The sequence below is a fragment of the Oscillospiraceae bacterium genome (genome assembly GCA_025758045.1).
Lineage (GTDB): Bacteria > Bacillota > Clostridia > Oscillospirales > Ruminococcaceae > Gemmiger.
The window spans coordinates 1931796-1956154 of record CP107208.1; the positions used below are offsets into that span (position 1 = coordinate 1931796).

Here is a 24359-nt window from a genome sequence, read left to right on the forward strand (position 1 = left end):
AGCCTCTGCCTTTTCGGGCAGAGGCTGCTGCTGTTTAGGGGGCGGGTATCAATACGCCATGGGCTTCTCTTCTCCGGTCATCACGCGCAGGGCGCCCTGGCACAGGGCCAGCAGCTCATCCTCGCCGGGATAAACGGTGATGGGAGCGATGAAGCCGAGGTACTCTTTCAGGTACTTCTCGGTGTTGGGGTTGTAAGCAATGCCGCCGGTCAGGATGATCTGATCGACCTGGCCATGCAGGACAGCGGCCATAGCGCCGGCGTCCTTGGCGATCTGGTAGAAGAAGGCATCCCAGACCAGCTTGGCCTCGGCGTTGCCTTCGTCGGCCATCTTGCCCACGGTACGGGCATCGTTGGTGTGCAGGTAACCGTTGAAACCGCCGTTGCCACAGATCTTCTTGTAAACTTCCTGCTGGGTGTACTTGCCGCTGAAGCACATCTTGACCAGGTCGCCAACGGGTACGGTGCCGCTGCGCTCGGGGCTGAAGCAGCCTTCGCCGTCCAGAATGTTGTTGACATCGACGACCTTGCCGTGGTTGTGGGCACCGACAGAAACGCCGCCGCCCATGTGGATGACGATAAGGTTCAGATCCTCGTAGCGCTTGCCGTTCTCCTTGGCAAAGCGGCGGGCCACGGCCTTCTGGTTCAGGGCGTGGAAGATGGAGCGGCGGGGCAGTTCCGGCATGCCGGAGATGCGGGCCTTGTTGGTCAGCTCGTCGACAACGACGGGGTCAACGATGTAGCTGGGGATGCCCAGGCTGTCGCCGATCTCGCGGGCCAGGATGCCGCCCAGGTTGGAAGCGTGCTGGCCCTGGACACCGGCCTTCAGGTCAGCCAGCAGAGCGTCGCTGACGGGGTAGGTGCCGCCGGGGATGGGCTTGAGCAGGCCGCCGCGGCCGACGATGACGTTCAGGCTCTCGGGGGCGCAGTTCTTCTCTTTCAAAAAGTCCAGGATGATGGCCTTGCGGAAATCCTTCTGGTCGATGACACTGGCGTACTTGGCGATCTCCTCCGTGGGATGGCGCAGGGTTTCCTCAAACAGCAGGGTCTCGTCCTCAAAAACACCAACCTTGGTCGAGGTAGAACCCGGGTTGATGACCAGCGTTTTAATAGACATTTGAAACGTCTCCTTTTATTTCTTATTCAGCCAAGCCGGCGGCCACAACGGCGGCCAGGGCGATGGAGTTGACCTTCGTCTGGAAGGAGTCAGAGCGGCTGGTCAGGATGGCGGGCACCTTGGTGCCGGTCAGGATGCAGCCGTTCTTGCAATCGGCGGTGTGGACCAGCGTCTTGTAGACGAGGTTGCCGGCCTGGATGTCGGGGAACAGCAGGATGTCGGCATGGCCGGCAGCCGGGCGGTCCTGGGCACCCTTGTGGTGGGCGGCTTCGGGATCGATGGCGATGTCCATGGACAGGGGGCCGTCGACGACGCAGCCGGTGATCTTGCCCTCGGCGTTCATCTTGCGCAGCTCGTCGGCATCCACGGTGCAGGGCATCTTGGGGTTGACGACCTCAACGGCGGCCAGGGGAGCGACCTTCGGGCACTCGACGCCGCAGGCATGGGCCACGGCGACGGTGTTCTCGATGATATGTACTTTATCTTCCAGGGTGGGATAGGTCATAAAGGCAACGTCGGTCAGGAACAGCAGCTGCTCAATGCCCTTGACCTCGAACACGGCGACATGGGACAGGGTGTGGCCGGTGCGCAGGCCGACTTCCTTATCCAGCACGCTCTTCAGGAAGGTCTTGGTGTCCAGCAGGCCCTTCATGTACATGTTGGCCACACCGTCGTGGGCCAGCTTGACGGCCTTCAGCGAAGCCTGGACCTTGTCGGGCTCGTTGATGATTTCGTAGTCGGACAGGTCGATGTTCAGCTCACCGGCGATCTTGCGGATGGCGGCTTCATCGCCCACCAGGATGGCATCGGCAATGCCCTGTTTATGGGCAGCGTCTACGGCCTCCAGAACGGCATCGTCCTCGGCGGCGGCAACGGCCAGCTTCTGCTTGCCGCAGGTCTTTACTTTAGCGATCAGGTCCTCAAAATTCATTTTACAGCACCTCGTTTACTCTACATCACAAAATGTGTGGGAGGGCACAAACCCTCGCATGTTAAAATAATAACATATAGTTGCCCCAGGGTCAAGGGGATAATGTGAAAGATTTGACGCTCGTTTGTCTTAAGGCACCACCGCACAATTCCCGCCTAACGGCTTAAGCACCGCTTCGGCGGATCTCCGCGCCAAGAGCCGCCGCAAGCGGCGGTTGCGCTCCGAAGCGCCTCGCTGCGGCTCGGTGTGCGGCACGGCATCAGCGTTGCCAAAATGCTCGATAATACACAAAGTATTATCTGCGCTTTTGGCTTAGCAGTTGCCGCACCTCGCTCGCCGTATCGGCACTTAGAATTATGCGGTATTGCCTTAAGGGGCTGCTTCGGCGGCCCTGCCTACCTCGCGACAGGGCCTTTTATAGCGGCAGGCAGCCGTTAAGCCTTCCTTTTGGGTCTCCAAAAGTAACACCCGACGCCAGGAAACCGTTAAAACGAGTAAAGCGCCGCAAGGTGGCGCGGAAACGGAAGCAACAGACCCATCTACCTATTTAAATATAACAACCACCTCATCTGCCTTTAGCGCACCTACCAAAAGAAAAGGACAAAATATGTCTGAAAATTAACGAATAAAGCATTGACAAAACCTTAACAAGATGGTAAAACTATAGTAGTGAATTTGGCGAGACCCGCCACGCCACTGCTGCGGCACCGGCCGCCGCCCACCTGAGCAGGCAACATCTGCAACCAGACACGGCGCAGGTGCCTAAATTTCCGCCCGAAGATGTTTAATTTTTAACAATCGAACGGCGGTTTCCGAAAGGTTCAAACCAATATGCCCATTGCCATGTATCCCGGCAGTTTCGATCCCGTCACCCGCGGGCATCTGGATATTATCAAGCGCTCCAGCCGTATGTTCGACAAGGTCATCGTTGCGGTGCTGGTCAACAGTGCCAAACAGCCCTTGTTTACGGTCGAGGAGCGCGTTGCCATGCTACGGGAATGCTGCAAGGACATCCCCAACGTAGAAGTGGATTCCTTCAACGGCCTGACCGTCAGCTTCGCCAAACAGAAACACGCCACCGTCATGGTGCGCGGCCTGCGCGCGGTGACCGACTTTGAAAACGAGATCCAGCTGGCCCACACCAACTTCGCCATGGCGCCCGGCATCGAAACGGTCTTCCTGGCAACGGCCATCAAGTGGAGCTACCTTTCCTCCACCATCGTGCGGGAGGCAGCCCACTACGGCCAGGATGTTTCCAAGTTCGTGCCGTCCAACGTCGAGACCGCCCTCATCGCCAAGCGCGAAGCAGGGGAGCTTTAAATCCAAATCGTATTCACAGCCGGACATCGGCTTTGAAGATAAACAAGTTACTCAATAGTCTATCCGATTACTTTGAAAAGAACATTTTTGGAGGCTACTTATGAAAAAGATCGTCATCGCCAGCGCATGCCGTACTGCCATTGGCAAGTTCGGCGGCACCCTCGCCAATGTCCCCGCTGCTGAGCTGGGCTCCATCGTCATCAAAGAGGCTCTGAACCGCGCCAATGTCAAGCCGGAGCAGGTCGACCATGTTTACATGGGCTGCGTCATCCAGGCTGGCCTGGGCCAGAACGTTGCTCGTCAGGCTTCTCTGAAGGCCGGCCTGCCTATCGAGACCCCCGCCGTCACCGTCAACGTCGTCTGCGGCTCTGGTCTGAACTGCGTCAACATGGCTGCCCAGATGATCGAGGCCGGCGATGCCGACATCGTCGTTGCAGGCGGTATGGAGAACATGGACATGGCTCCCTTCGCTATGATGAAGGGCCGCTACGGCTACCGCATGGGTTCCCCCATGGGCAAGAGCGAGCTGGTTGACACCATGGTCAACGATGCTCTGTGGGATGCTACCGGCTACAACATGCACATGGGCATGACCGCCGAGAACGTCTGCACCAACGAGACCTACCAGAAGAAGTACGGCTACAACCCCATCACCCGTGAGGAGCTGGATGCCTTCTCCTATCGTTCTCAGGAAAAGGCTGCCAAGGCTATTGCCGACGGTGCTTTCAAGGATGAGATCGTCCCCGTTGTCATCAAGGGCAAGAAGGGCGACACCGTGTTTGATACCGATGAAGGTCCTCGCCTGAGCTCCATGGAAGTTCTGGCTAAGCTGAAGCCCTGCTTCAAGAAGGACGGCATCGTCACCGCTGCTAACTCCTCCGCCATCAACGACGGCGCTGCTGCTCTGGTCATCATGAGCGAGGAGAAAGCCAAGGAGCTGGGCGTTGAGCCTCTGGCCACCTGGGTTGCCGGTGCTCTGGCTGGTGTTGAGCCCGAGGTCATGGGTCTGGGCCCCATCGCCGCCACCAAGAAGGTCATGGCCAAGACCGGCCTGACCGTCGACGACATGGATCTGATCGAGGCCAACGAGGCTTTCGCTGCTCAGTCTGTGGCTGTTGGCCAGGCTCTGCACTTCGACCAGGAGAAGCTGAACGTCAACGGCGGCGCTATCGCTCTGGGCCATCCCGTTGGTGCTTCCGGTGCCCGTATCCTCGTCACCCTGCTGTACGCCATGAAGCATCGCGGCGCTCATAAGGGCCTGGCTACCCTGTGCATCGGCGGCGGCATGGGCTGCGCCACCATCGTTGAAATGTAATCATCGGAGGAGTTTACCATGTCCTTTGTTACTACCGAGATCCAGGACGCCGTTGCCGTCCTGACAATCGACCGCCCGAAAGCCCTCAACGCTCTGAACCCCGAGGTTCTTGCTGACCTGAAGGCTGCCTTCGAGGCCATCGATCAGAACACCGTCCGCTGTGTCGTCCTGACCGGCGCCGGTGACAAGAGCTTCGTTGCGGGCGCTGACATCGGCTCGATGTCCACCATGACCAAGGCCGAGGGCGAGGCTTTCGGCAAGCTGGGCAACGATGTCTTCCTGATGATCGAGCACTTCCCGCTGCCGGTCATCGCTGCCGTCAACGGCTTTGCCCTGGGCGGCGGTAATGAGCTGGCCATGAGCTGCGACATCCGTCTCTGCTCCGACAATGCCGTCTTCGGTCAGCCCGAAGTAGGCCTGGGCATCACGCCGGGCTTCGGCGGTACCCAGCGCCTGGCCCGTCTGGTCGGTATGGGCATGGCCAAGCAGCTGGTCTACTCTGCCCTGAACATCAAGGCAGACGAGGCCCTGCGCATCGGCCTGGTCAACGCCGTGTACACCCAGGAAGAGCTGGTGCCTGCCGCCCTCAAGCTGGCTGGCAAGATCGCTAAGAATGCCCCCATTGCCGTGCGCAACTGCAAGAAGGCTATTAACGACGGCATCAGCCTGCCCATCGAGAAGGCTGTTGAGGTCGAGGAGAAGCTCTTCGGCGATTGCTTCGAGACCCACGATCAGGTCGAGGGTATGGGCTGCTTCCTGAGCCGCGAGAAGCCGAAGCCGAAACCGGTCTTCACCAACAACTGATTTCCGCAAGCAGGGGAGGGGCGCTTGGCGCCCCGCACCCCGCCGTTTTAAAAAGAACATTTTAGAACAAATTGGGAGGTTACTACTATGAAGGTAGGCGTTATTGGCGCTGGCACTATGGGCCAGGGCATTGCAAAGGCTTTTGCACAGGTCGAGGGCTACACCGTGGCTCTGTGCGACATCAAGCAGGAGTGGGCTGACAACGGCAAGGCTAAGATCGCCGCCGGCTACGCCAAGCTGGTTGCCAAGGGCAAGCTGGACCAGGCTGAAGTTGACCGCCGCATGGCTGCCATCACCGCTGGCCTGAAAGAGGATCTGTGCGCTGACTGCGACCTGATCGTCGAGGCTGCTTTCGAGGATATGAAGGTCAAGCAGACCACCTTCGGCGAGCTGGATAAGATCTGCAAGCCCGAGTGTGTTTTCGCTTCCAACACCTCTTCTCTGTCCATCACCGAGATCGGCAAGGGCCTGAGCCGTCCCCTGGTCGGCATGCACTTCTTCAACCCCGCTGACCGCATGAAGCTCATCGAGGTCATCGCCGGTGTGAACACTCCCGCCGAGACCGTGGAGACCATCAAGAAGATCAGCACCGAGATCGGCAAGAGCCCGGTCCAGGTCAACGAGGCTGCCGGCTTCGTCGTCAACCGCATCCTGATCCCCATGATCAACGAAGCTGCCTTCATTAAGATGGAGGGCGTTTCTGACATCGCCGGTATCGACACCGCTATGAAGCTGGGCGCCAACCATCCCATGGGCCCCCTGGAGCTGGGCGACTTCGTCGGCCTGGACATCTGCCTGGCCATCATGGACGTCCTGTACAAGGAGACCGGCGACAGCAAGTATCGCGCTTGCCCGCTGATCCGCAAGATGGTCCGCGGCGGCAACCTGGGCTGCAAGACCGGCAAGGGCTTCTATGTCTATAATGCCGACCGCACCAAGACCGCTGTTGACGCCCTGTAATTGAACCAACCTACGCGCCTGGCGCAGTGCAGAACCGCGCCGGGCTGCGTTTGTTTGAGTATATGGAGGTTTATCAAATGGATTTTACTCTGTCTAAGCAGCAGCAAATGGTCCAGAAGATGTACAAGGAGTTTGCTGAAAACGAAGTCAAGCCCCTGGCCAAGAAGGTCGACGCTGAGGAGTACTTCCCCAAAGAGACCGTCGAGAAGATGGCTAAGCTGGGCATGATGGGCATCTACTTCCCCAAAGAGGTCGGCGGTGCAGGCGGCGATGTGCTGTCCTACGTTATGGCCGTTGAGGAAATGTCCAAGGTCTGCGGCACCACCGGTGTTATCCTGTCTGCCCATACCTCTCTGTGCGCCGCTCCTATTTACGAGAACGGCACTCCCGCCCAGAAGGAAAAGTATCTGCCCAAGCTGTGCAGCGGCGAGTGGATCGGCGCTTTCGGTCTGACCGAGCCCGGCGCCGGCACCGATGCGCAGGGCCAGCAGACCTTCGCCGTTGACGAGGGCGACCACTGGAAGCTGAACGGCTCCAAAATCTTCATCACCAACGCCGGATTTGCCGATGTGTTCATCATCATCGCTGTTACCGGTTTTGTCACCGACAAGCGCGGCCGCAAGCAGAAGGAGATCAGCGCCTTCATCGTAGAGCGCACCGATCCCGGCTTCAAGGTCGGCAAGCCCGAGGACAAGATGGGCATCCGTGGTTCCTCCACCTGTGAGCTGATCATGGAAGACTGCATCATCCCGAAGGATCGTCTGCTCGGCGTCAAGGGCAAGGGCTTCCAGCTGGCCATGGCTACGCTGGACGGCGGCCGTATCGGCATCGCTGCCCAGGCTCTGGGCATTGCCGAGGGCGCCATCGACGAGACCGTTGCCTACGTCAAAGAGCGTAAGCAGTTCGGCCGCTCCATCGCCCAGTTCCAGAACACCCAGTTCGAGCTGGCTGAGATGAAAGCCCGCGTTGACGCTGCCAAGTACCTGGTTTACAAGGCTGGCCTGAAAAAGCAGCAGGCCATGAACGGCGCTAAGGTCCGTTACAGCGTTGAGGCTGCCGAGGCTAAGCTGATTGCAGCCCGCACCGCCAGCGATGTTACCCGCCGCTGCCTGCAGCTGTTCGGCGGTTACGGCTACACCCGTGATTACCCCATCGAGCGTATGATGCGTGATGCCAAGATCACTGAGATCTATGAGGGCACCAGCGAAGTTCAGATGATGGTCATCTCCGGCGCGCTGCTGAAGTAAGGAGGCAAGACGTAATGAAAGCAATCGTTTGTGTCAAACAGGTTCCCGATACGCAGGGTAAGGTTGCCGTCAAGGCTGACGGCACGATGGACCGTGCCGCTATGGCCACCATCACCAACCCTGATGATCTCAACGCTGTTGAGGCTGCCCTGCAGCTGAAAGATGAGACCGGCTGCGAAGTCGTCGTTGTTACCATGGGCCCGCCGCCGGCAGAAGGCATGCTGCGCGAGCTGATGGCCCGCGGCGCTGACCGCGGCGTCCTGGTTTCCGGCCGCGAGTTCGGCGGCTCCGATACCTTCGCTACCTCCCAGATCCTGGCTGCTGCCGTCAATAAGATCGGCGTCGGCCCTGAGGACATCGTTTTCTGCGGCCGTCAGGCCATCGACGGTGACACTGCCCAGGTTGGCCCCCAGATCGCTGAGAAGCTGCACCTGCCCCAGGTCACCTATGTTACCGAGATCAAGAAGGACGGCAACTCCCTGACCGTGAAGCGTCAGCTGGAGGATGGCTACATGGAGCTGAAGGTTCAGACTCCCTGCCTGCTGACCTGCATCAAAGAGCTGAACACCCCCCGCTACATGAGCGTGCCCGGCATCTTCGAGTGCTACGACAAGCCGCTGGAAGTGTTCGATTACAACGCACTGAAAGATGATCCGCTCATCGAGACCGATACCATCGGCCTGAAGGGCTCTCCGACGAACGTTTACAAGTCCTTTGCTCCTCCGGTCAAGGGCGCCGGCATGAAGGTCGAGGACGCTGCCCAGCTGGTTGGCATCCTGAACGACAAGCACCTGATTTGAGGAAGGAGAAACAAACAATGGCTGAATTCAATGCAATGGACACCGCCGCCTTCAAGGGCGTGTGGGTATTCTGCGAGCAGCGCGAAGGTCAGATCCAGACCATCAGCTACCAGCTGCTGAGCGAAGGCCGCAAGCTGGCCAACGACCTGGGCGTGGAGCTGTGCGGCGTTGTGATGGGCAGCGAGCTGAACGAGGACTATGTCAAGGCGCTGGGCGGCTACGGTGCTGACCGCGTTTACAACATCGACAGCCCCCTGCTGAAGGACTACACCACCGATGGCTATGCCAAGGCTCTGTGCGATCTCATCATGGAGAAGAAGCCGGAGATCATGCTGATCGGCGCTACCAACCTGGGCCGTGACCTCGGCCCCCGCTGCGCAGCCCGCCTGCATACCGGCCTGACTGCTGACTGCACCCATCTGGATGTCGACGTTGAGAAGTACAAGAACTTCCTGCGCACCACCTCCAACATCGATGTGGACAACACCAAGTTTGAGGAAAACACCAACCTGAAGATGACCCGCCCCGCTTTCGGCGGTCACCTGATGGCCACCATCATCTGCCCCCGCTTCCGCCCGCAGATGTCCACCGTGCGCCCCGGCGTTATGCAGACCCAGCCGTTTGACGAGGCCGGCGCTGCCAAGGTCGTGATCGAGAAGGTCACCCCCGCCCTGACCGCTGACGACATCCATGTCGAGGTTCTGGACATCAAGAAGAGCGCCGAGAAGCTGGTTGACCTGATCGGTGCTGACGTTGTCGTTTCTGTCGGCCGCGGCATCTCTGCCGACCCCGAAAAGGGCATCAAGCTGGCCGAGGAGCTGGCAGGTGTTCTGGGCGGCGTCGTGGGTGCCTCCCGCGCTGTCACCGATGAAGGCTGGCTGTCTGCTGACCATCAGGTCGGCCAGACCGGCAAGACCGTGCATCCCCGCATCTACGTTGCCCTGGGCATCTCCGGTGCTATCCAGCACGTGGCCGGCATGCAGGACTCCGAGACCATCATCGCCATCAACAAGAACGAGAACGCCCCCATCTTCGATGTCGCCTCCTACAGCATCGTCGGTGATCTGTACAAGGTCGTTCCCGAGCTGATCAAGGAGATCAAAGCTGCCAAGGCTTGATTGAATCGTAAAGCGTAATAAGGGCCGCACCCCGCATAAGGGCGCGGCCCTTTTTGCATGCAAAATGCTTTCGCAACATACTTTTGTTAAAAGAATGTTTACAAATGCGCCATAAAGAGGTACAATAAAAGCGTTGCGTTTTGCGGAAAATATCGACGCAGCAAGGATATATGATTCATAAATCGGAGGTACATCATGGAAAAACTCTTCCACCTGAAAGAGAACCACACGGATGTCAAAACCGAAGTCATGGCCGGTATCACGACCTTTATGACGATGGCCTACATCCTGGCGGTCAACCCTAACATTCTGTCTGCGGCTGGTATGGATGCCGAAGCCGTGCTGATCGCCACCTCGCTGGCAGCGTTTGTCGGCACCATGTGCATGGCGCTGATGGCCAACTACCCGTTCGCGCTGGCCCCCGGCATGGGCCTGAACGCCTACTTTGCCTACACCGTTGTGCTGACGATGGGCTACAGCTGGCAGATGGCCCTGCTGGCCGTCTTTGTGGAGGGCATCGTCTTTATCATCCTCTCCCTGACCAATGTGCGTGAGGCCATCTTCAACGCCATCCCCATGACGCTGAAATCCGCCGTCAGTGTCGGCATCGGCCTGTTTATCGCGTTCGTCGGCTTGCAGAACGCCAAGCTCATCGTCAACAGCGATTCCACCCTGCTGACCTACCAGCACTTCAAGGGCGAGACCTTCCACAGCGTCGGCGTTGGTGCACTGCTGGCCCTGATCGGTGTGCTGATCATCGCCGTCATGCTCATCAAGCAGGTCAAGGGCGCCATCCTGTACGGCATCCTGATCACCTGGGTGCTGGGCATCGTCTGCGAGCTGGCCGGTATCTACATCCCCGATCCCGACGCCGGTATGTATTCGGTCATTCCCACCGCTTTTGTCAGCTTTGATTTCTCCTCTCTGGGCAAAACTTTCGGCCAGGTGTTCAATCTGGACTTCACTAATTTCAACATCGTCAACTTCATCGTTGTCATGTTCGCATTCCTCTTTGTTGACCTGTTCGACACGCTGGGCACCCTGATCGGTGTTGCCTCCAAGGCTGACATGCTGGACGAGGACGGCAAGCTGCCCCGCATCAAGGGTGCGCTGCTGGCCGATGCCGTCGCCACCAGCGTAGGCGCTGTGCTGGGCACTTCCACCACCACCACCTACGTCGAAAGCTCTTCCGGCGTTACCGTGGGCGGCCGCACCGGTCTGACCGCCACCACCACCGCGGTGCTGTTCCTGCTGGCCAGCATCTTCAGCCCGCTGTTCCTCACCATTCCGTCCTTCGCCACCGCCCCGGCGCTGATCGTCGTCGGCTTCTACATGATGGGCGCTGTCGCCAAGATCAACTTTGACGACATGACCGATGCCATCCCGGCGTTCCTGACCATCCTGGTCATGCCGCTGGCCTACAGTATTTCTGAGGGTATTGCCATCGGCATCATCTCCTGGACGCTGATCAACGTCTTGACCGGCAAAGCCAAGGAAAAGAAGATCACCCCGCTGATGTATGTGCTGACGGTGCTGTTTATCCTGAAGTATATTTTCCTGTAAGCTAATAAAGCAAAAATCCGCAGCCCGTAAAAAGGCTGCGGATTTTTTGCATTATACTAAAGGGGCGCCCTGCGTTTGGCAGCGCCTTATCTATTTATAAGATGCCGCGTCCCAGCGTGAAGGTCAATCCGCCACCGCCGGGGCGGACAGCAGCTCCGGTGGTAACTCGCTCTCGTCCTCATTGACGAGGGAATCATCGACATCGAATGTCGCATTAAAGGCCTTTGCGGCAGCATCCGCCAACAGATCGACATCGACCAGTTCACTGTCTGCCATGACATACAGCAGCTTATCATCAAAGCTGACCACGCGGGCCTTATCTGCCTCCACGCAGACCCACTTGCGCATGCTGATGTTTTCCTCCATCGAATCGGCAATCTCGCGGGCATCGGCCTTGTCCCTGAGGCGCAGCAGCACCAGGCTGTACGCCTGGCTGCCGGTCATCGGCTCGCTGATGACCGCTGCGTCCACCTTGCCCACATTGTTGGCGGTCAGCCCGGCCAGGTAGCCGTACCAGGTCTCGTCGGTCAGGTCGATGCCAGTTGTCTCCATGCCCATCAGCTCCACCGGCTGGATCTTATAGATCGCGTCCACCATATCGCTCAGCTCGGCGTCCGGTGCAGGCTGGGCATTTTCATCGATTTCGGGCTCGGGGTCAACACTAAACTCCGGGTCAATCTCCATGCCTTCCTCCGGGGTGGTGGCAGGTGCGTTCAGGTCCGGGGTGGGGGTGGGCGTTGCCTCGGTGGTCTTGTTGCCGCAGGCCGTCAGGGCCAGGGCGGCCAGCAGGGCCGCGGTCAGGGTCAGTTTTTTCATAGAAGAATTCCTTTCTCGGTCAGTATTTCATGGGGAGAAAATCGGACGTCCCAGCCCTCGCAAGGCAGGTCGCCCAGCAGGGCGGCTGTGGGGCAAACCAGCAGCCGCCTGCCTTTATAATGTGCAAGGAAGCGGTCATAATACCCGCCGCCGCGCCCCAGCCGCACACCGTCCGGGCTGGCAGCCAGGCAGGGGATCAGCGCCAGCGCGCCATCCCCCAAATGGGCGGTATCAAAGGCAGGCAGGGAAGCGGGCGCTTCCAAAATGCCATAGGCCCCCGGCTGCAACTGCGAAAGCGCTGTGATCTCCACCCAATCCATCTCGGTGCGGCTCAGCACCCGGGGCAGCAGCAGACGCTTGCCCTCGGCCAGCGCCTGCCGCAGGATGTCGGCGGTGTCCGGCTCGTCCGGCATGCTGGCAAAGGCCAGCACCGTGTCGGCGTGCTGCCAGGCGGGCAGGGTAAATAGCACCCCGGCCATTGCGTGCCCTACGGTATGCAGGTCCACGGCGGCGCGGCGGGCTTTGGCAAGCTTGCGGGCTTCGGTTTTGGTCATGGCTGCGACCTCCTTTTCCCATCATTGTACCACATCCGCCCCTTACCCTACAAGACGGCAAAACGCGCCCGATGTTACACCCTGCGCAAAATTTGTTTAAAATATGTCCGCCATCTTGCCCAGTGGGCCAAACAGGAGTATAATATATACTGTATCGCTATGTGTATACTATACTGTAATTAAATAAAGTCAATTGTCGAAAAGGAGAATAAAAAACATGGGTAAGTTCAATTTTGTCAAGACTGACATCCCCGAGGTGCAGATCATCGAGCCGACCGTTTTTGGTGACGATCGCGGCTATTTTATGGAGACCTACCAGATCGACGATTTCGCCGCCGCAGGCATCAACAAGCCCTTCGTGCAGGACAACCAGAGCCGCTCCACCAAGGGCGTGCTGCGCGGCCTGCATTTCCAGACCAAGCACACCCAGGGCAAGCTGGTGCGCGTGACCATGGGCGAGGTGTTCGACGTTGCCGTCGACTGCCGCCCCAACAGCAAGACCTTCGGCAAGTGGGTGGGCGTGACCCTTTCTGCCGAGAACAAGAAGATGCTCTGGATCCCTGAGGGCTTTGCCCACGGCTTCCTCGTGCTGTCTGATGTGGCCGAGTTCTGCTACAAGTGCACCGACGTCTACGACCCCACCGCCGAGGGCGGCATCCCCTACGACGACGCCACTGTCAACGTCCAGTGGCCGGACTGCGGCTGCGAGCACAAGACCAGCGCTAAGGACAAGGAGCACACACCCTTTGCCGACCAGAAGTTCGAGTATTTTGAGAAGTATTGAGGATAAGCCGTGCAGAACCTGAAAAATAGCTTTGCGGGCTTTTGGAAGTACCGCTACCTGCTGCAAAACCTGATCACCCGCGACTTTAAGCTGAAATACCGCCGCAGTGTGCTGGGCGTGGCCTGGAGTGTGCTGAACCCCCTGCTGACCTGCCTGGTCATGTGGGCCGTGTTCGGTGCGCTGTTCAACCAGCGCGGCCAGGGCATCGAGGATTTCCCGCTGTTCCTTATCATCGGCCAGCTGATGTTCAACTTCTTCCGCGAGAGCACGACCATGGCCATGGAAAGCGTGCTGAAAAACGGCCCGCTGCTGCGCAAAGTGTACATTCCTAAGTATATTTTCCCGCTGGAAAAATGCTGCTTTGCGCTGGTCAACTTCTTCTTCAGCCTGGTGGCGTTGTTCATCGTGGCACTGCTGACCTGGTCCCACATTTCCGTCAATACCGTGCTGCTGGCAATCTATCCCATCGTCATGCTGTTTGCGTTCAGCCTGGGCGTGGGGCTGATCTTGTCCACCATGTACGTTTTTGTACGTGACATCATGCATATTTGGGAAGTCTTCTGCACCCTGCTGGTCTACGGCAGCGCCATCTTCTACGACCCGCGCCAGATGGAAAGCTGGATGCAGTACGTTATCAACCTCAACCCCATTTATTGGTACATCACCTCGGTGCGTTCCTGCGTGATGTGGGGCGAGGGGCTGACCCCCAACATGGTGCTGATCCCGTTCCTCTGCGCCGCCCTCAGCCTGGGCCTGGGTGTCTACGTCTTTAAAAAGAATCAGGACAAATTTGTCCTGTACATGTAAGGGGGCAGCGCTATGGCAGAACAGAAACCCATTATCTCCATCGACCATGTGTCGATGCGCTTCAACCTTGCCAAGGAAAAGCACGAGAGCCTGAAAGAATATTTTGTGGCGCTGCTGCACGGCGGCATCCGCTTTGATGAGTTCTTTGCCCTGGATGATGTCAGCTTTGACATCATGCCCGGTGACTTTTACGGCCTGATCGGCCTGAACGGCAGCGGCAAATCCACATTGCTCAAGGTCATTTCCGGCGTGTACAAACCCAGCGCGGGCAAGGTCACCGTCAACGGCACCATTGCCCCCCTGATTGAACTGGGCGCGGGCTTTGATATGGACCTGACCGCCCGGGAGAATATCTACCTCAACGGTACGGTGCTGGGCTACACACCGAAGTATATCGATTCCAAGTTTAATGACATTGTAGAGTTCAGCGAACTGGAAGAATTCCTGGATGTTCCGCTGAAAAACTACTCCTCCGGCATGGTGGCCCGCCTGGCTTTTGCCGTGGCGACGATGACCAAACCGGACATTCTGATTGCGGACGAAATTCTGTCAGTCGGCGACTTCCTTTTCCAGGAAAAGTGCGAGAAGCGCATGGCCGAGCTGCTTTCCGGTGGTACGACTGTGATTCTGGTCAGCCATTCCATCGACCAGATCGAACGCATGTGCAACAAGGTGGCCTGGTTGGACCATGGCCACCTGCGCCGCCTCGGCCCCACCGCCGAGATCACGGCAGAGTACCGCAAATTCGAGAAAAAAGACGCCATGCCGGCCAAAATCACCGAGGAATAACGATGAGTGAGAAACCGAACAACGAACGCCCCGCCGACCTGGCCGTGCAGGACAGCGTGGGCGGCATGGCCAAGCGCCTGCTGAACCCCGCCCACCTGCGTGATCTGGCCAAACGCGGCGCCGCCACCCTGCACGAGCAGGGGGCCGAGCAGCTTTGGCGCGACGTGAAGTTCCGCGTTGGGCTGGCGCTGCACCATGACGATTGGCGTCACCGGGCGGATATTCCGCTGAAACGGGAGCTGAAAGCCCAGCGTGCGGCGAACCTGCAGGGACCGAAAATCAGCATCATCGTGCCGCTGTATAACACACCTGCGAAGTTTTTTGATGAAATGCTGCGCAGCGTGACACGCCAGACCTACCAAAACTGGGAGCTGGTGCTGGTGGATGCCAGTGACCCGGACAAGCGCTTGGAAAGCCGCCTGCCCAAGGCTGTGCCCGGCACCATCGTGTACGAGCCAGTGGAAAACGGCGGTATTGCGGCCAACACCACCTGCGGCTTTGAGATGGCCCACGGCGACTACATTGCCCTGCTGGACCACGACGATGTTCTGTACTTAAACGCCCTTTTCGAGGTTGTGCAGACCATCCAAAACACGGGTGCGGACTTTGTCTATAGTGATGAGATCGTACTCTCGGCGGATTTGAAAGAGCTGGGCGGTTACCACTTCAAGCCGGATTTTGCGCCCGACTACCTGCGCGGGGTGAACTTTATCACCCATCTGGCGGTGTTCAGCCGAACGCTGTTGGATGCTGCCGGGGCCTACGAGTCCAAGGAGTTTGACGGTGCTCAGGACCACGACCTGATCTTGCGCCTGACTGAGAAGGCACAGCGCATCGAGCATATCAAAAAGGTGCTGTATATCTGGCGCGGCCACGCAGGGTCCACCGCCGCAGGCATGGAGGCCAAGCCCTACGCCATCGCCGCGGGGGAGCGGGCTATCGACGCCCAGCTGCAGCGCCTCGGCCTGCCCGGCTGCGCCATGGCAGTGCCCGACGCGCCGGGGGCGTTCCAGGTGCGGTATGAGCTGACAGGCAGCCCGCTTATCAGCGTGCTGATCCCCAACAAGGACCACACCGACGACCTGGACCGCTGCCTGACCAGCCTGTACCAAAACGCCGGGTACGATAACTTTGAGGTCATTGTCATCGAGAATAACTCCACCGACCCCGCCACCGAGGCCTACTACCGGACCATCCCCGGCCGGTTTGCCCGCTGCAGGGTGGTGCGGTATCAGGGGACGTTCAACTTCTCGGCCATCAACAATTTTGGCGCGCAGTTCGCTGACGGCGAGCACCTGCTGCTGTTGAACAACGACATTGAGGTGCTTTCCCACGACTTTTTACGGGAACTGCTCAGTTACAGCCAGCGGCCCGACGTGGGTGCGGTGGGCGCAAAGCTCTACTACCCGGACGACACCATCCAGCACGCCGGTGTGCTGATGGGCATCAACGGCAGCGCGGGCCACAGCCACAAGAGCTATCCCCGCACCGCCGTGGGCGACATGTACCGCCTGGTCACCACCCAGGACTACATGGCCGTTACCGGTGCCTGCCTGATGACGAAAACCGCGCTGTACCGTGCCAACGGCGGCCTGGACGAGGAAAAGTTTGCCGTCGCCTACAATGATGTGGACTACTGTTTAAAGCTGTGGCAGCGCGGCCTGCTGAACGTCTATACCCCCCGCGCCGAGGCTTACCATTACGAAAGCAAGAGCCGAGGTCTTGACACGTTAAGTGAGAACGCCAAGCGCTATGAGCGGGAAAAGGCCAACTTCTATGCAAAATATAAACAGTATATCGACAATTACGACCCATACTACAACCCGCATTTCAACAATTTGTTTGAAAATTTCGGGTTGAAGTGAGGAGGTGTTTTGCATGGAAAATAAGTTTGATACCCAGTTTTTAATCGAAGGCCACGACCTCGACGAGGACGCCATCCACGACGGCATTTTGAACAGCGCCAAGGGCGATTGCCTGTTGGTCGTCGGCGACGAGGATGTCGTCAAGGTGCATTACCACACCGACACCCCGTGGAAGGTGCTGGAATACGCCGCCACCCAGGGCGACATCCACACCATCATCATCGAAAACATGGAGCGTCAGTCCAACGGCCTGCACGGCTAATATTGTTTAAAATGTTTAAAGTTTCTTCGCTTACCTTCTTTTCAAAGAAGGTAAGAAATCCTCGATAAAGGAGCCACCACCATGAGCCTGGAAACGAAACGCATCAAGGAACTGTTCGGCTATGCGCGCACCCTGACGAAGGAACAGGGCGTCGGTGTGATGGCGGCCCGGACGGCAGGGTTCTTTAAGCGGCGGTTCTTCGGCAAAAAGGCCCGCTACCTGCCCGCCAAGCAAACGCTGGACACCCAGCGTGCGGACGCCGGGCAAAACGCCAAAAACTGGCCGGCTATCAGCATTTTGACGCCGCTGTACAACACACCGCCGCAATTCCTGCAGCAATTTCTGGACAGCGTGCAGGGCCAGACGTCCCCCAACTGGCAGTTGGTGCTGGTCGATGCCAGCGATGCGGCTCACACCGACGTGGAGCGCACCGTGCAGGCCCGCGCGGCATCTGACCCGCGCATTGTCTACTGCAAGATTGAAAATAAGGGCATCGCCGCCAACACCAACGAGGCCGCCAAGTTGGCCACCGGCACCTACCTGGCGCTGGCCGACCATGATGACATGCTGGCTCCTCACGCCGTCTACTGCATGGGCAAGCTGCTGGCTGAGACCGGCGCGGACTTCGCCTACAGCGACGAGGCCTTGTTTGAGAAAACCCCCGAACACCCCCGCGTGGGCCACTTCAAGCCCGACTACGCGCCGGAATACCTGATGGCCGTCAACTACATCTGCCATTTGGCGGTGTTCAAAAAAGAATTGTTCGAAGCCGTGGGCGGCGAGCGCCCGGAGTGTGACGGCGCCCAGGATCATGACCTTTTCCTGCGGCTTATCGATGAAATGCAGCGCTGCGACCCTGCCGCCAAGCCGGTGCATGTCCCGCAGGTGTTGTACTACTGGCGGGTGCATGCGGCCTCCACCAGCGGCGGCACAGGGGCTAAGCCCTACGTGGAAGCGGCCGCCCGTAAGGCGGTGGCCGACCATCTGGCCGCCACCGGCCGTCACGGCACTGTGGAGCCTGGCAAATTCCCTGGCACCTGCCATGTGGTGTGGGACCTGCCAGACCCGGAGCCGCTGGTTTCGATCTTGATTCCCAACAAGGACCACACCGATGATTTGGAGAAGTGCCTGCACAGCATCTACGCCAAAACGACCTACGAAAACTTCGAGGTCATCGTCATCGAGAACAACTCCACCGACCCCGCCACCTTCGACTACTACAAGCGCATCCCCGAACGGTACGACAACGCCCGGGTGGTCATGTACAGGGGCGGGTTCAACTTCAGCCGCATCAACAATTTTGGCCGCAAATATGCGGCAGGCAAGTACCTGCTGCTGCTCAATAACGACATCGAGGTTATTGGCGGCGACTGGCTGACCCAGATGGCAGGGGAGTGCGCCCAGCCCGGCGTGGGCATCTGCGGCGCGATGCTTTACTACCCCGACGACACCATCCAGCACGCGGGCATCATCACCGGGCTGGGCGGCTACGCGGGCCACAGCCACAAATACCACAAGCGCGGCGGCAGCGGGTATATGTTCCGCCTGGCCACTGTGCAGGATTTCTCCGCCGTGACCGCCGCCTGCCTACTGGTGCGCACCGCCGTGTACGACAGCGTCCACGGTTTGGACGAGGAGTTTACCGTCGCCTACAACGATGTGGACTTCTGCCTGCGGGTGCGGGATGCGGGCTGGCGCATCGTCTGGACGCCCTACGCCGAGCTGTACCACCACGAGAGCAAGTCCCGCGGCTCGGACGAGAACGACCCGGCAAAAAAGGCGCGCTTTGACGCCGAGCATGACCGTCTGTACGCGGTGCATGGCAAGGAGAACATCCTCCATGACCCCTACTACAGCCCGTCCCTCTCGCTGGATTACGAGGACTTCCGCGAGAGCGGCGACCTGCGCCACCTGAAATAACAGTTGAAGATCCAATAAAAAATCCCCTGCAGCGTATGAAGTGCCCCCAAAAAGTTAGACAATAATTTGAAGCAAAAATTGTTCAAGCAGCCGAAAGGGCTTGCTGTCTGTGAATTGCAGGCGGCAAGCCCTTTAGCTTTGCCTTGATCCTGCGGTTGTTGTAGTAATCCAGATATTCAACGAGTTCCTGCTTGAAGTGTTCCATGGACTGAAACTCTTGTAAGTACAACAGTTCACTTTTGAGTAAGCCAAAGAAATTCTCTATCACAGCGTTGTCCAGACAGTTGCCTTTCCGGCTCATGCTCTGCTGAACACCTTTCTTCTGGAGCATTCGCTGGTACTGCTTGTGCTGGTATTGCCAGCCCTGGTCAGAATGAAGGATCAACCCGGTTCCATCCGGTATCTTCTCAAAAGCCTTATTCAGCATAGTCGTAACCATACTCAGAACAGGACGGTCGGAGATGGTATAGCTGACCAGATCGCTGCTGCACAGATCAAGGATGGGCGAGAGATAGAGCTTCTCTCCAAACAAACTGAACTCTGTCACATCGGTGACCCACTTCTGGTTTGGCTTTTCGGCGCGGAAGTCCCGGTTTAACAGATTTGGCGCAATTTTGCCAACTTCACCCTTGTAAGAACGATACTTCTTCATCCTGACACGGCAAACCAAACCCAGCTCCTTCATAAGCCGCTGGACAGTCTTGTGGTTCAGGAGGAAATTGCGCTTGTGAAGTTCTGCTGTAATGCGGCGATAGCCGTATCTTCCTTTGTTTTCATGGTAAATGGCCGTGATCTCCGCTTTGACAGCTTTATACTTATCTGCACTGTTCATCCGCTTCAGATGGTAGTAGAAAGTGGCACGGGGAAGTTGAGCGATTGAGAGAAGAATATCCAGAGAATGTCTTTGCCTCAGCTTTTGAACTACCTGCGTTTTCTGCGCTGGCGTCGCTCGTCTTCCAAAACCAAGGCTTGCAAGTTTTTTAGGTAATCGTTCTCCGCACGCAGTCGCTGCACTTCGGCCAGCAGATCTTCTTCCGCCTCTTTTGGCAGCTTCTTTGGCCGGCCAGTGCTGCCGCGGCCCCGTCGCTCAACCGACAAGCCTTCCGGCCCTTCTTCCAAATAAATGCGTTCCCAACGCTCTATAATTTTATGGTCGTTAATTCCGAATTCCTGCATCGTTGCATGGATACTCAGATGTTTTTTTTCCATGGTTTCTACAACCATTCTCTTGAATTCCGGCGTATATCGTTTGTTTGGTACTCCTTTTGGCATACAAAAACACCCCATTTCCTAAACAGTATACCATACTGTCTAACAAATGGGGTGCAGTTCACGTAAAACTGCGGGGGATTTACTGTTGCCTGTTAAAAATTACTTGGTGCCGAAGATACGGTCGCCGGCGTCGCCCAGGCCGGGCACGATATAGCCGTTCTCGTTCAGCTTCTCATCCAGGGCGGCGACGTAGATGTCGACGTCGGGGTGAGCCTCATGCAGAGCCTTCAAACCCTGGGGAGCGGCCACCAGGCCGATGAACTTGATGTGCTTGGCACCACGCTTCTTGATCTGGGCGATGGCATCGCAGGAGCTGCCGCCGGTTGCCAGCATCGGATCCAGAACAAAGACCTCACGCTCGCTAATGTCGCTGGGCAGCTTGCAGTAATACTCGACGGGCTCCAGGGTCTCCTCGTTGCGGTACATGCCAATGTGGCCGACCTTGGCGGCGGGGATCAGGTTCAGCATACCGTCGACCATGCCCAGGCCGGCGCGCAGAATGGGCACCAGGGCCAGCTTACGGCCAGCCAGCACCTTGGTGCGGGCCAGGGCCACGGGGGTCTCGACCTCGACTTCCTCAGTAGGCAGGTCGCGGGTGGCCTCGTAGCACAGCAGCATGGCGATCTCGCTTACCAGATCGCGGAACTCCTTGGTGCCGGTGTTGCGGTCACGCAGCAGGCTGATTTTGTGCTGGATCAGGGGATGGTCAACAATTTCTACAACGCTCATGGTGGTATCTCCTTGTACAAATATTTATTCCAGCCTGCCCGTGCAGGCAAAGTCAACAGGGGTAATGGGTTACAGGTTCTCCAGCGCCATCATCTTGTCGATGCGCTTCTGGTGGCGGCCGCCCTCGAACTCGGCGTTCAAGAAAGCGTCCACGATCTGGCAGGCCAGGCCAGCGCCCACCACGCGGCCGCCCAGGCACAGGGCATTGGCGTTGTTGTGGCGGCGGGTGAACTCTGCACTGAAGGTATCACTGCAGCAGCAGGCGCGGATGCCCTTGATCTTGTTGGCGCACATCGACATGCCCACGCCGGTGCCGCAGCACAGGATGACCAGTGCGCAGCTGCCGTCCAGCACGGCCTTGCAGCCCTTGGCGGCATAGTCCGGGTAGTCCACGCTGGCGGTGGAGTCGGTGCCAAAGTCGGTGCAGGCAACGCCCAGCTCATCCAGATGTGCTTTGATAGCTTCTTTCAGCTCGTAGCCGCCGTGGTCGGCAGCCAGTGCGATCGGTTTGTCAAACTTCATTGGTTATTTGGTCCCCTCTGTTTGTTGTTTTTCGCGTTCGGCGCGTTCACGCTCCGCCTGGCTCAACCGGTGGTAGTCCGGCAGCAGGGCAGCAGGCGGCACGCAGGCCCCGGCTTCCCACATGGCTTTGGCGGCCAGCGCCACCCCGGCACCCCGCAGCACCTGCAGGGCGGGCGGACAGGCTGCGACCCCGCAGACCTGCTTATAACTATTGTAGCACAAAGTTGCGCCATCGCCAACAAAAAACAGCGGTTTTTTGCAGTCTTGTACAAATTTTTCCAAACTTGTTACGGGGGCGGCGGCGTCCTCGGTCAAGCGGGTGTGGGTGGCCAGGTCAAAAGCGCCCCAGTACACCTGCCCGCGGCGGGCGTCCTGCGCACCGATGACAGTGCCCTCGCCCGCCAGGCCATAGGCCAGCGCTGCCATGGTGGAAACGCCCGCGCAGGGGATCTGCCGCGGCAGGGCTAGCCCCTTGACCACCGAAAGCCCGATGCGCAGCCCGGTAAAGCTGCCGGGGCCGCTGGTCACGCCCAGCAGGTCGATGTCCTCCATCGTAAGCCCGCAGGCACGCAGCGCGGTGTCGATCATGGGCAGCAGGGTCTCGCTGTGGGTCATGCCGTTGTTGCACTGGGTCTCGTACAGCAGGGTGTCGTCCCGCAAAATGGCTACGGCGGCGGACTTGCCTGCGGTATCTACAGCCAGGATATTCATACAATCACCTATACGTTATGTAATAAAATCTATAAAATCAACCAATCGTAATCTTGCGTGTCGTCTCGTCCACCCGGTCGATGTGGATATGGGTGGGCTGCTCCTGCTCGAGCAGGTCGGCACAGTTCTCGCTCCACTCGCAGGCAACCACCGCGCCCATGTCCAGATAGTCGTAGAACCCGGCGGCGGCAAGGTCGTTCTCGGTGTGGATGCGGTATAAATCAAAGTGGGCCAGCGGGTGCGGGCCGCGGTAGTAGTTGACGATGGCGAACGTCGGGCTGGAAACTGGGTCGGTGCAGCCCAGCCCCTCGGCCAGGCCCTGGCAGAACGCTGTCTTGCCTGCGCCCAGCCCGCCGGTGAACGCGATGAGCGCCCCGCCCGGCAGCGTTTTGGCAAACTCCCGCCCGGCGGCAACGGTCTCCTCGCGGGAATGAGTGATGATTTCCATAGGAAAACTCCTTTTAAGGGCCCACGGTATTGCATAAACCCCGCGCCCTGATTCGTACTATATTATAATACGAAAAGCGCGATTTGTAAAATTTAATTGCAAAGTTGGCATATTGCCGCAGGATGCGGTATAATATGCGGTAGAAAATATATTGTACGCAAAAATTTTGGAGAGGAGGCCAGCCCATGTTTGCCCTGTTACGCCGCTACCTGCGCCGGGTGGATGCGCTGTATCTGGCGCTGTGCGCGGCGTGTTCGGCGGTCAGCGTGGTGGTGCTGGTCTCCATCGGGCAGACGCAGCTCGGCTCCAACAACAAGGCGTCGGTGCAGCTCATTGCAAGTTTTCTGGGCATTATGCTGGCGGTCATTTTCTCCACGGTGGATTATCGTGCCCTGGCCCGCGCCTGGCCGCTGCATGCCACGGTGGCGTGGGGACTGGTGCTGCCCACCCTGTTTTTGCACAACTTCCGGGCGGGGGTCATCACCATCGGGTACGATGCGGGCGGGACCTCCAATTACAGCTGGTATCGGGTGGGCGGCATGACCTTCCAGCCTGCCGAGCTGGCAAAGATCAGCTTTATCTTAACGCTGGCGCTGCATTTAAGCCGGGTGCGGGGCCGGGTGAATCAGCCCAAAAACCTGCTGCTTTTGCTTTTGCACATCGGCGTGCCTACGGCGCTCATCCATATCCAGGGTGATGACGGTACAGCGCTTGTTTTTCTCGGCATTGGCGTATTTATGCTGTACGCGGGCGGGCTGTCCAACTGGGTTGCGGGCGGTGCGCTGGCGGCGGGCGTTGTGGGCGGCGGCGCGCTGCTAAAGCTGCGCCCCGGCATCTTAAAAGGCTACCAGTTCAAGCGCATTTTGGCGGTCATCACGCCCGATGACCCGAACCTGGCGGATATTACCTACCAGCAGAACAAGGGCGCCATGGCCATTGGCACCGGCGGGCTGACCGGTACAGGGCTGTTCACGCCGGAGCATATCTTTGTACCCAACGCATGGAACGATTTTATCTTTGCGTATCTCGCCAATGTGCTGGGCTTTGTGGGCGCGGCGGCGGTGCTGGCGCTGCTGCTGGGGGTGTGCCTGCGCACGCTGACGGCAGCGCTGCAAAGCCGGGACGCTTTAGGCCGCAATATCTGCGTTGGCATTTTTGCCGCGCTGTTTTTGCAGACGGTCATCAACCTGGGCATGAACCTGCAGGTGTTGCCCGTGATTGGTGTGACCCTGCCGTTTTTCTCGGCGGGCGGGTCGAGCGTGGTGATGATGTACTTCTGCGTCGGCCTGGTGCTGAGTGTGGGTTTGCAGGCGCGGCGCAGCCGTGTGGATGCAGTGGCAATCTTGTGAGGTCAGCCCTCTTTGCCTTTGCAGGAATCGCCCATGCACAGGCTGGGGATCAGGCAGAGCGAGGCCAGCCCAACCAGGATGAACACGGTACGGGACAGCCAGGACAGCGAGCCGCCCAGCAGCCAGCCCACGGCGTTAAAGCCCCAGATGCCGTAGATGCCCCAGTTGATGCCGCCGATAATGGCCAGCAACAGCAAAATCTTTTTGAATACGGACATAAAAATCCCTCCCTGTACGCCAGTATGGCGCGTTGGGGAGGGATTTATGCATAGTGCGGTCAAAGGCTCCTTTGCACAAGAGAACCGCTTAGGCTGCAATATCTTTATTGTTTAGAGTTTCTTCAATCCCTTCTTTGCA

24 protein-coding genes and 1 pseudogene are annotated in these 24359 nt (G+C 58.4%); 15 read left to right on the forward strand and 10 right to left on the reverse strand.

The window, feature by feature from the left end:
- Positions 1 to 48: 48 nt before the first annotated feature.
- Both buk and ptb read right to left on the reverse strand, forming a co-directional pair.
- On the reverse strand, positions 49 to 1116 hold the full coding sequence (gene buk, locus OGM81_09010; protein UYJ42478.1) for a butyrate kinase: 1068 nt from the start codon (positions 1114 to 1116) through the stop codon (positions 49 to 51).
- 22 nt (positions 1117 to 1138) lie between these two features.
- Positions 1139 to 2047: a phosphate butyryltransferase gene (gene ptb, locus OGM81_09015; protein ID UYJ42479.1), complete on the reverse strand. Its 909-nt coding sequence runs from the start codon at positions 2045 to 2047 to the stop codon at positions 1139 to 1141.
- An 831-nt stretch (positions 2048 to 2878) separates the two neighbouring features.
- Between ptb and coaD the strand changes: the two genes are divergently transcribed.
- The 8 genes from coaD (at position 2879) to OGM81_09055 (ending at position 11174) form a co-directional block, all read left to right on the forward strand.
- Positions 2879 to 3367, forward strand: coding sequence for a pantetheine-phosphate adenylyltransferase (gene coaD / locus OGM81_09020; protein UYJ42480.1), 489 nt, complete (start codon positions 2879 to 2881; stop codon positions 3365 to 3367).
- 100 nt (positions 3368 to 3467) lie between these two features.
- The gene (locus OGM81_09025) at positions 3468 to 4682 is read left to right on the forward strand and encodes an acetyl-CoA C-acetyltransferase (protein UYJ42481.1); all 1215 of its coding nucleotides are present in this window, start codon (positions 3468 to 3470) and stop codon (positions 4680 to 4682) included.
- A gap of 18 nt (positions 4683 to 4700) precedes the next feature.
- On the forward strand, positions 4701 to 5486 hold the full coding sequence (locus tag OGM81_09030) for an enoyl-CoA hydratase-related protein (GenBank protein UYJ42482.1): 786 nt from the start codon (positions 4701 to 4703) through the stop codon (positions 5484 to 5486).
- A gap of 87 nt (positions 5487 to 5573) precedes the next feature.
- Complete coding sequence (locus OGM81_09035) at positions 5574 to 6446, forward strand: 3-hydroxyacyl-CoA dehydrogenase NAD-binding domain-containing protein (protein UYJ42483.1); 873 nt, start codon at positions 5574 to 5576, stop codon at positions 6444 to 6446.
- 77 nt (positions 6447 to 6523) lie between these two features.
- Positions 6524 to 7693, forward strand: a complete 1170-nt coding sequence (locus OGM81_09040) for an acyl-CoA dehydrogenase family protein (protein UYJ42484.1) — start codon at positions 6524 to 6526, stop codon at positions 7691 to 7693.
- A gap of 14 nt (positions 7694 to 7707) precedes the next feature.
- On the forward strand, positions 7708 to 8493 hold the full coding sequence (locus OGM81_09045) for an electron transfer flavoprotein subunit beta/FixA family protein (protein ID UYJ42485.1): 786 nt from the start codon (positions 7708 to 7710) through the stop codon (positions 8491 to 8493).
- Positions 8494 to 8510: 17 nt separating this feature from the next.
- Positions 8511 to 9611 (forward strand): electron transfer flavoprotein subunit alpha/FixB family protein, encoded by a 1101-nt coding sequence (locus OGM81_09050; protein UYJ42486.1) that lies wholly within the window; start codon positions 8511 to 8513, stop codon positions 9609 to 9611.
- A gap of 195 nt (positions 9612 to 9806) precedes the next feature.
- Positions 9807 to 11174: an NCS2 family permease gene (locus tag OGM81_09055; protein UYJ42487.1), complete on the forward strand. Its 1368-nt coding sequence runs from the start codon at positions 9807 to 9809 to the stop codon at positions 11172 to 11174.
- 123 nt (positions 11175 to 11297) lie between these two features.
- Here OGM81_09055 and OGM81_09060 read toward each other — a convergent pair whose 3' ends face one another.
- Together OGM81_09060 and OGM81_09065 are read right to left on the reverse strand one after the other, a co-directional pair.
- Positions 11298 to 11990: a hypothetical protein gene (locus tag OGM81_09060; GenBank protein UYJ42488.1), complete on the reverse strand. Its 693-nt coding sequence runs from the start codon at positions 11988 to 11990 to the stop codon at positions 11298 to 11300.
- A complete protein-coding gene (locus tag OGM81_09065) occupies positions 11987 to 12544 on the reverse strand; it encodes a 5-formyltetrahydrofolate cyclo-ligase (GenBank protein ID UYJ42489.1) in 558 nt (185 codons plus the stop codon). The genes OGM81_09060 and OGM81_09065 overlap by 4 nt, the downstream gene beginning before the upstream one ends.
- A gap of 217 nt (positions 12545 to 12761) precedes the next feature.
- Between OGM81_09065 and rfbC the strand changes: the two genes are divergently transcribed.
- The 6 genes from rfbC (at position 12762) to OGM81_09095 (ending at position 18971) form a co-directional block, all read left to right on the forward strand.
- A complete protein-coding gene (gene rfbC / locus OGM81_09070; GenBank protein UYJ42490.1) occupies positions 12762 to 13328 on the forward strand; it encodes a dTDP-4-dehydrorhamnose 3,5-epimerase in 567 nt (188 codons plus the stop codon).
- Between the two features lie 9 nt (positions 13329 to 13337).
- On the forward strand, positions 13338 to 14135 hold the full coding sequence (locus tag OGM81_09075) for an ABC transporter permease (protein ID UYJ42491.1): 798 nt from the start codon (positions 13338 to 13340) through the stop codon (positions 14133 to 14135).
- Between the two features lie 12 nt (positions 14136 to 14147).
- A complete protein-coding gene (locus OGM81_09080) occupies positions 14148 to 14924 on the forward strand; it encodes an ABC transporter ATP-binding protein (GenBank protein ID UYJ42492.1) in 777 nt (258 codons plus the stop codon).
- A 2-nt stretch (positions 14925 to 14926) separates the two neighbouring features.
- Entirely contained in the window at positions 14927 to 16789 is a 1863-nt protein-coding gene (locus OGM81_09085) for a glycosyltransferase family 2 protein (protein ID UYJ42493.1), read from the forward strand.
- 13 nt (positions 16790 to 16802) lie between these two features.
- Positions 16803 to 17051, forward strand: coding sequence for a kinase to dihydroxyacetone kinase (locus OGM81_09090; protein ID UYJ42494.1), 249 nt, complete (start codon positions 16803 to 16805; stop codon positions 17049 to 17051).
- An 81-nt stretch (positions 17052 to 17132) separates the two neighbouring features.
- The gene (locus OGM81_09095) at positions 17133 to 18971 is read left to right on the forward strand and encodes a glycosyltransferase family 2 protein (protein ID UYJ42495.1); all 1839 of its coding nucleotides are present in this window, start codon (positions 17133 to 17135) and stop codon (positions 18969 to 18971) included.
- An 82-nt stretch (positions 18972 to 19053) separates the two neighbouring features.
- On the opposite strand, the pseudogene OGM81_09100 reads toward OGM81_09095, so the two are convergent.
- The 5 genes and pseudogenes from OGM81_09100 to tsaE form a co-directional block, all read right to left on the reverse strand.
- Positions 19054 to 20003 (reverse strand): annotated as a pseudogene (locus tag OGM81_09100) (IS3 family transposase).
- Between the two features lie 339 nt (positions 20004 to 20342).
- Positions 20343 to 20972: a uracil phosphoribosyltransferase gene (gene upp, locus OGM81_09105; GenBank protein ID UYJ42496.1), complete on the reverse strand. Its 630-nt coding sequence runs from the start codon at positions 20970 to 20972 to the stop codon at positions 20343 to 20345.
- 69 nt (positions 20973 to 21041) lie between these two features.
- A complete protein-coding gene (gene rpiB / locus OGM81_09110; GenBank protein UYJ42497.1) occupies positions 21042 to 21494 on the reverse strand; it encodes a ribose 5-phosphate isomerase B in 453 nt (150 codons plus the stop codon).
- A 3-nt stretch (positions 21495 to 21497) separates the two neighbouring features.
- Complete coding sequence (gene tsaB, locus OGM81_09115) at positions 21498 to 22205, reverse strand: tRNA (adenosine(37)-N6)-threonylcarbamoyltransferase complex dimerization subunit type 1 TsaB (protein UYJ42498.1); 708 nt, start codon at positions 22203 to 22205, stop codon at positions 21498 to 21500.
- A 37-nt stretch (positions 22206 to 22242) separates the two neighbouring features.
- On the reverse strand, positions 22243 to 22653 hold the full coding sequence (gene tsaE, locus OGM81_09120; GenBank protein UYJ42499.1) for a tRNA (adenosine(37)-N6)-threonylcarbamoyltransferase complex ATPase subunit type 1 TsaE: 411 nt from the start codon (positions 22651 to 22653) through the stop codon (positions 22243 to 22245).
- Positions 22654 to 22838: 185 nt separating this feature from the next.
- On the opposite strand from tsaE, the gene OGM81_09125 reads away from it, so the two are divergent.
- Positions 22839 to 24002, forward strand: coding sequence for an FtsW/RodA/SpoVE family cell cycle protein (locus OGM81_09125; GenBank protein ID UYJ42500.1), 1164 nt, complete (start codon positions 22839 to 22841; stop codon positions 24000 to 24002).
- Positions 24003 to 24004: 2 nt separating this feature from the next.
- On the opposite strand, the gene OGM81_09130 is transcribed toward OGM81_09125, so the two are convergent.
- Entirely contained in the window at positions 24005 to 24220 is a 216-nt protein-coding gene (locus OGM81_09130) for a DUF378 domain-containing protein (protein UYJ42501.1), read from the reverse strand.
- Between the last annotated feature and the right edge of the window lie 139 nt (positions 24221 to 24359).